This is a genomic window from Bacillus sp. AY2-1 (assembly GCF_008368965.1).
Lineage (GTDB): Bacteria > Bacillota > Bacilli > Bacillales > Bacillaceae_G > Bacillus_A > Bacillus_A thuringiensis_S.
In genome coordinates this window covers 1-6,133 of sequence record NZ_QPEL01000055.1, presented here as the reverse complement: position 1 = coordinate 6,133, position 6,133 = coordinate 1, and the positions used below count along the sequence as shown (strand labels likewise).

Sequence of the window (6,133 nt, the reverse complement as noted above, 5' to 3'; positions counted from 1 at the left end):
AGTAAATGTTTATAGAAACAGAAAGATTATTAATACGAAAATTTGAGTTCAAAGATTGGCAAGCTGTTCATGAGTATACATCAGATATCAATGTTATGAAATACATACCTGAAGGGGTTTTTACTGAAGAAGGTGCAAGAAACTTTGTGAATGAAAATATTGGTGAAAACGCTAAGAACTTTCCTGTAGTATTAATTGATAAAGATATTCTGATTGGTCATATAGTTTTTCATAAATACTTTGGTGAGCATACTTATGAGATTGGTTGGGTGTTCAATCCAAAATATTTCAATAAAGGATATGCTTCTGAAGCAGCACAAGCTACAGTAAAATATGGCTTTAAGGAAATGAAATTACATAGGATAATAGCTACATGTCAGCCACAAAATATCCCATCATATCGGGTGATGGAGAAGATTGGAATGAGAAGAGAAGGCTATTTCAGGAAGTGTATACCACATGGGAATGAATGGTGGGATGAATATTATTACGCTATTTTGGAAGAAGAGTAGTGTCTCAGAACGCATTTTTTAAATTGAAGCTTCTATCTCTAAAGGGGCAAGTTGACTAACGTTAGTAGGATTCTTGTTACCAAAGGCGAAGTCCATTTCTGCTATGGCTGACGTGCAAGACCATGGTGTCCCATTACAACTCTCGTGATTGACCCTATGGGTTCTTAAAATATAGAATATTAGAAAAATATTGTGGTAAAATGTGTATAACTATAAATTATTAAATAGATTGGAGAATACTAGAATGAAAGTACAATTATTAAGAATAGGGATATTGGCTTGCTTCATGATATTCTGTTGGTCCTATGAAGATGTCTCTGCTGCATCTACGTGTGAGCCATATGGTGAAATTAAGCCGAACCAAAATCCCTCTCGTCAGCACATAAATTGCCTACTAACGAACGCAGCATTAAAAGAAAATGTTCCTCCTGAAGTTGTAAAAGCTGTAGCTACACAAGAAAGTGGATGGAAACAATTTGATGGAAACGGCCAGCCAATCATAGCACAAGATGGTGGAATTGGGATTATGCAAATTACCAATCAACCTCAGTTCGATCAACAAAAGTTAAAATATGATATTAATTATAATATTGAAGCAGGTGTTAAAGTTCTTCGTAGCATGTATCAGCGAACAGACCTACCTAAGGTAAACGTTGCTGGACCAGAAATAATCGAAAACTGGTACTTCTCTGTTATGGCTTATAATGGAACAAAACCTGCAAACAGTCCTTTGTATAAAGCTACCGGTCAAAAAAATTTAAATGCTTACCAAGAAAAAGTGTTTTCTATTCTAGAACAATACAGTTTTTTAAATGATACAAAATTGGGGCAGTTTCCTTTCAGTACAGCTGATTTTGAATATGATCCTAACACGAGCACAAATATTATATTTAAAAAGAAGGAGTACATACTAACAAATCTACATTCTTCTATCTATCATCTAAAAACAGGTGATCAAGTACTTGTAACAAGAGATGGAGTAAATTTAAGATCTAAACCTACTTCCGCTTCAAGTGGGAAACCGTTAAGTAAAAATACGAATTTGATTATTCAAGGAAACTTTGCATATGATGAATCTGTAGATAGTAGCAATCAGTTTGTATGGTATCCAGTTAAAACTGCAGATCAAAAACTAGTAGGTTATATTTCCTCCGCATATATTATGAAAAAAGTATAATTTAAGAACTAACGAAGAAGAGGTTCACTGATAAAGATATGGTAGTGATGAGAACGGTTGAGCACAATACAGTTGTAGGTTCTGGTGCAAAAAAATTATCAAACTTGGACATACCGATACTATTCCTCTACAAAGGCTTGTAAATGGTATGCAAACAAAAAAGTTGTTCAATTGGAAGCATTTAGGTTCGGACTGTATTTTGTAAACAGTGAGATGATACATGCGGTAAAACTTGAATCTTCGTACAGAAGCATTCCTACGTGTATATTACACAGAAAAAAAGGTGCAACAGCTTGGTAGGATATGAGGACAGACGAGCTTCCAACGAAAGTAAAAGAAAAAATAAATATGAAATGATTAGTTACTTGTGATGGCGGATTCTCTTACATGGAGAATCCGCCGTTTTTTTATTTACAATGAGAAACGCATGCTAGGATGAATATTGGGGTTAATTAGAATGTTTGACTGGTCAATACTGCTAATGTATTAATGATCGATATGTATAAGTACCTATACATATCAGATTAACGAAATTTTGTTCATTTGTTTTCACTAGAGGTTGTATCCTGGGTGAGAAGAAGAAATTGTGATAAAGAAGTGTGAGAAAGCCGTAGCGTGACTGACAGAATTAAACTCGTAAGATATCTCGTAATAGACAGCAAAGTAGAGAATTAACCCATTGTATATTTTAATATATTGTTATAATATTACGAAGGTGCCTAGGTAATATAAGGTAAATACACTATTGTATTTGTATAAATATGGAGTGAACAGGGGGAATGGACATGAAAAAATATCTAGTAGCAGGATTATTGTTACCAAGTTTATTAGTGGGATGTGGTCAGGAGAACGTCTCTACCAAGAAAGAAACATCTAAGAATGAACAGATAGTGAAGAAGGATGAGCAAGCCGATAAGAAGGTAGATGATACAAAGCGTGATGAATTAAAGGACAAGGAAAAGTTGGATGACAATGTGCCAAAGGATAACGAAAACAAAGAGGTTAAAACGGAAAAGAATGAGGAAAAAGTTTACATTGTAAAGTATCAGTTTCCATCAGAAGATAGTAGTTCTACAATGCCTGTCGATTATTTTGAAGCACTTGAACATGGTATGCCATATGAAGAAGTAGCTAAGGCATTACACCGTAATGCGACAAGTGCATTTAAAACGAAGAAGTATGATATGGAATTAATTGAATATACTTATGAGGCGCCACAAGCGGTAATACAAGTTCAATTTAAGGATGGTAAGTTACTTGGTGCGGATTACGTTGGTCAAGATAAGGAAATGTATTCAGTTATTCCTGTTGGATGGGATGAAAAAAATAATCGTTGGGCTGAAGAGAAAAACGTAGGCGTGCAATCTAGTGAGAATAAGCCAAATAATCACAAGCCTCAAATAAACGAAGGCAAGAATATTGAAACGAATGATAAGCCCGAATCTAGTACAGCAGGTGTAAAGGCAGATAATAAGCCTGAAGAAGCTACTACAAACCATAAATTTAATAATAAAGAAGTTGAACAACCTCGTAATAAGGAACAGCAACGTAAGGAAGTAGAAGAATTTAAGCCGAGTGATGCAGACATGGAACGTATTAAACGACAGGAAGACCGTTGGAATACACCATCAGGTGGTGTTGGTGCTACATGGCAAGAAGAAATAAAAAAACAGAAATAAAAAAACAGAAATAAAATAACAGAAATAAAATAACAGAAATAAAATAACATACCAACCTATTATACGGATTAAGTGAATTTAAAGTGGGAAATTTATAGTTTTTATCATATTTTATTATATTCATTCTATAAAATTCAAAAAGATGACAGAGTGTTGGAAACCCAAAAGGATTTTTCATCACGCTGTCTATTACAAAATATTAATATTGTTGTTGATATTGTCTTATAAGAAGGAGTTCATTTAAGATATTACAGGTCCCGTTCTTTGGTTTAGATAGTAAACAGATTGACTTAAAATAGGTTAAAAAAGGCTATGGATTAGAAGCAAATATTTTTGATGGGACATCTTTATTTGATAACTCATATACAAAAAGATTTTCAGAGGTTCTTTCTTTTGTTCTAACCCTTGATCCATCCCTGTTAACGTTGCATTTTCCTACTGATAATGCAGACTACCTTAATGATGAATTTATTAATATTGCTATAAAGTATAATGCATCAGGTATAACAGTGCATGCTAATCAATTCATAAATGTCGTGGAATTTCAGAGCTATAATCTTCTTGATAATAAAAAAAGGATTATAGAGTTCTTTAACATGCTAGATGAAGAAATAAAAGGAACTGATATATATAGAATCAAAAACCTACCCATTTTTGGAAACTTGGGCGATGCTTTTGATCCTATATTTATATATCCAAGGGATTTTACTGATTTGGTTAATTTGGAGTTATCTAACGCTGGAATAACATGGGATATATATCATTGGTCTATAACCTATCTTACACGTCTAGGTATTTCTAAATTATTAAGGCAAGAGGAAATTGAATACAAGGATTTTCATAAGTATTTAAGCTTAATGGATCATATTAAACATTTTCATTTCAGTTCTTTTAAGCATTTAACGATTCCTTATAGTGAGGTACGTTGCTTTGGGGGGGAGAATCCGGTTAATGAATCTATTGATGAGAGTTTATTACATGAAACTTTATTAAAATTGAAGAACAATACTTTGGATAAAAACATAGGTATTGTATTTGAGGTTCAGGAAACTGATTATACGAATAGAAAGAGGTCATGGGAGACTCTTAATTGGTTTCAAGTAATAGACACAAATGATTTAGTTATCCTAAGCTCATTATTAATAGCTTATACAGTTTATACAGTAGGGGAAATGATGTCCAAATGACATTTGTTGCTAATATAGCTCCAGAACATTTGAGGGGGACTTATATGGGAGCGGCTAATCTTCAACGGATTACAGGTAATGCATTTGGACCACTTCTAGGTGGTGTATTACTGGATCAGCTTTTAGGGCATATGTTATTTACAATCTTAGGTGTGGTTGTATTATTTCTGGATTTGTTTACTTACTATTAGATAGACTTATTGAGAATAGAAGTAAACAAATACCTATAAAACAAACATCTTAATTTTAATATTGTTAATGAGTTGAAAATTAAATTTTATGTTTTAAGGATTAAATAAAGTGCACGTTTATTAAGAGTAAACGTGCACTTTATTTATTAGTGTTTAAACTTAATTTATATATAGTGAGTTTTTTAGGTGACGACTTAAGTGTATAAAAGTAATTTGCTGCTTCTTTTAATCAATTACAACTAAGCTTCTTGACCTATCAATATGATTAAGTAACATACGATACTCTTCTTCGTACATAGTTACACGTTGTAGAAGGAACTGATTTTCTATCTCTAAATTTTTTATTTGACTTTGTAAGTTTGTAAATTCATATGTTTTTTTATAATTTTGTAGAAAGAGAATAATATCATCTAATGTCATAGATAAAGAGTATGGTTTCTTTTTTTTGTTGAGAGGGAGAAATATTGTTTCCCACTTCTCGATTTTGTTTTGCTCGTTGTATTTCCTCTTGGTATTGTTTTCTCACGTATGAATTCCAGCGAAATCCACAAGCTGCAGGTGTCCGATTTAGTAGCTTTGCTACTTCCTTGAATGCAGTTAACTGTGTTCCACCGTTACGAATATTCTGGAGTACTGTGGATGCGAGAAGTAAATCGTTATCGTTCGTCCAGGAATCTTGTCTTGAGAGTACCACGTTTTAACCTCCTTTATATGTTTTATAACATTAATCAAATTAAACGTTCTCTTTTCCTTTTGTAAATTTGATATCAATCTCTCATTTTAATCTACTTAGAATAAATCCGTTAATACGTAGATTGCTGATGATGCGTTAGGTGGATTTACTTATATCACCCACCAATTTATTAGTGAAAAATTAATTTCGTTGTACATAATATTATAGGATCTTCTGACAAGAGACAATTACGCTGATATAGCCACTAATAGGAAATAAGAGTACTTTATCTGTTTGTATTTTGGGTTCTGGATAACGATTGTAATATGAGTTTTTAATAGACATTTAGTAGATATTTGTTAATTTAACATCTCTAAATGGAGGCATGTAACTTGAATATAATAGATTAAAAGAGGATATATACTATTGGGGTTAAAAAGAAAACGAAATAGAGAGGATATTTTAGGTTAGGAAAATTTGAATGGAATTGTCATTAAAGATAGGACCTTTCAAAAAGGGAGGATAATTGACAACTGTAGGTACTATGATTAGGAATTTAATTCTAATCATTTTATGTTGAGAAATAAAAAATTATTTTGTAAAAGGCGCGATGGGGTTTTCTTACTGTAACCATTTCTTATTTATCACTAGACAGCTTGATTAATAAGAGAAAAAAGTTGGTGAGATAAAGGGCATCATTCTAATTAGAATGAT

3 protein-coding genes and 3 pseudogenes are annotated in these 6,133 nt (G+C 32.5%); 5 read left to right on the top strand and 1 reads right to left on the bottom strand.

Annotated elements, in window-relative coordinates; genetic code table 11:
- The first annotated feature begins 5 nt into the window (after window positions 1-5).
- From DN403_RS14220 to DN403_RS31770, 5 genes and pseudogenes are all read left to right on the top strand, one after another.
- Window positions 6-512: a GNAT family N-acetyltransferase gene (locus DN403_RS14220; RefSeq protein WP_097889081.1), complete on the top strand. Its 507-nt coding sequence runs from the start codon at window positions 6-8 to the stop codon at window positions 510-512.
- Window positions 513-756: 244 nt separating this feature from the next.
- Window positions 757-1,689, top strand: coding sequence for a transglycosylase SLT domain-containing protein (locus DN403_RS14215; RefSeq protein WP_097889082.1), 933 nt, complete (start codon window positions 757-759; stop codon window positions 1,687-1,689).
- A gap of 785 nt (window positions 1,690-2,474) precedes the next feature.
- Window positions 2,475-3,368 carry a hypothetical protein gene (locus DN403_RS31160; protein WP_179958933.1) on the top strand — a complete coding sequence of 298 codons (894 nt, stop codon included), beginning with the start codon at window positions 2,475-2,477 and terminating at the stop codon, window positions 3,366-3,368.
- A gap of 224 nt (window positions 3,369-3,592) precedes the next feature.
- Window positions 3,593-4,465: pseudogene (locus DN403_RS14205) on the top strand (endonuclease); the annotation flags it as partial.
- Window positions 4,460-4,799: pseudogene (locus tag DN403_RS31770) on the top strand (MFS transporter); the annotation flags it as partial. The pseudogenes DN403_RS14205 and DN403_RS31770, both read left to right, overlap by 6 nt.
- 172 nt (window positions 4,800-4,971) lie before the next feature.
- Here the strand turns inward: DN403_RS31770 and DN403_RS14200 are convergent.
- Window positions 4,972-5,440 (bottom strand): annotated as a pseudogene (locus tag DN403_RS14200) (RsfA family transcriptional regulator).
- Between the last annotated feature and the right edge of the window lie 693 nt (window positions 5,441-6,133).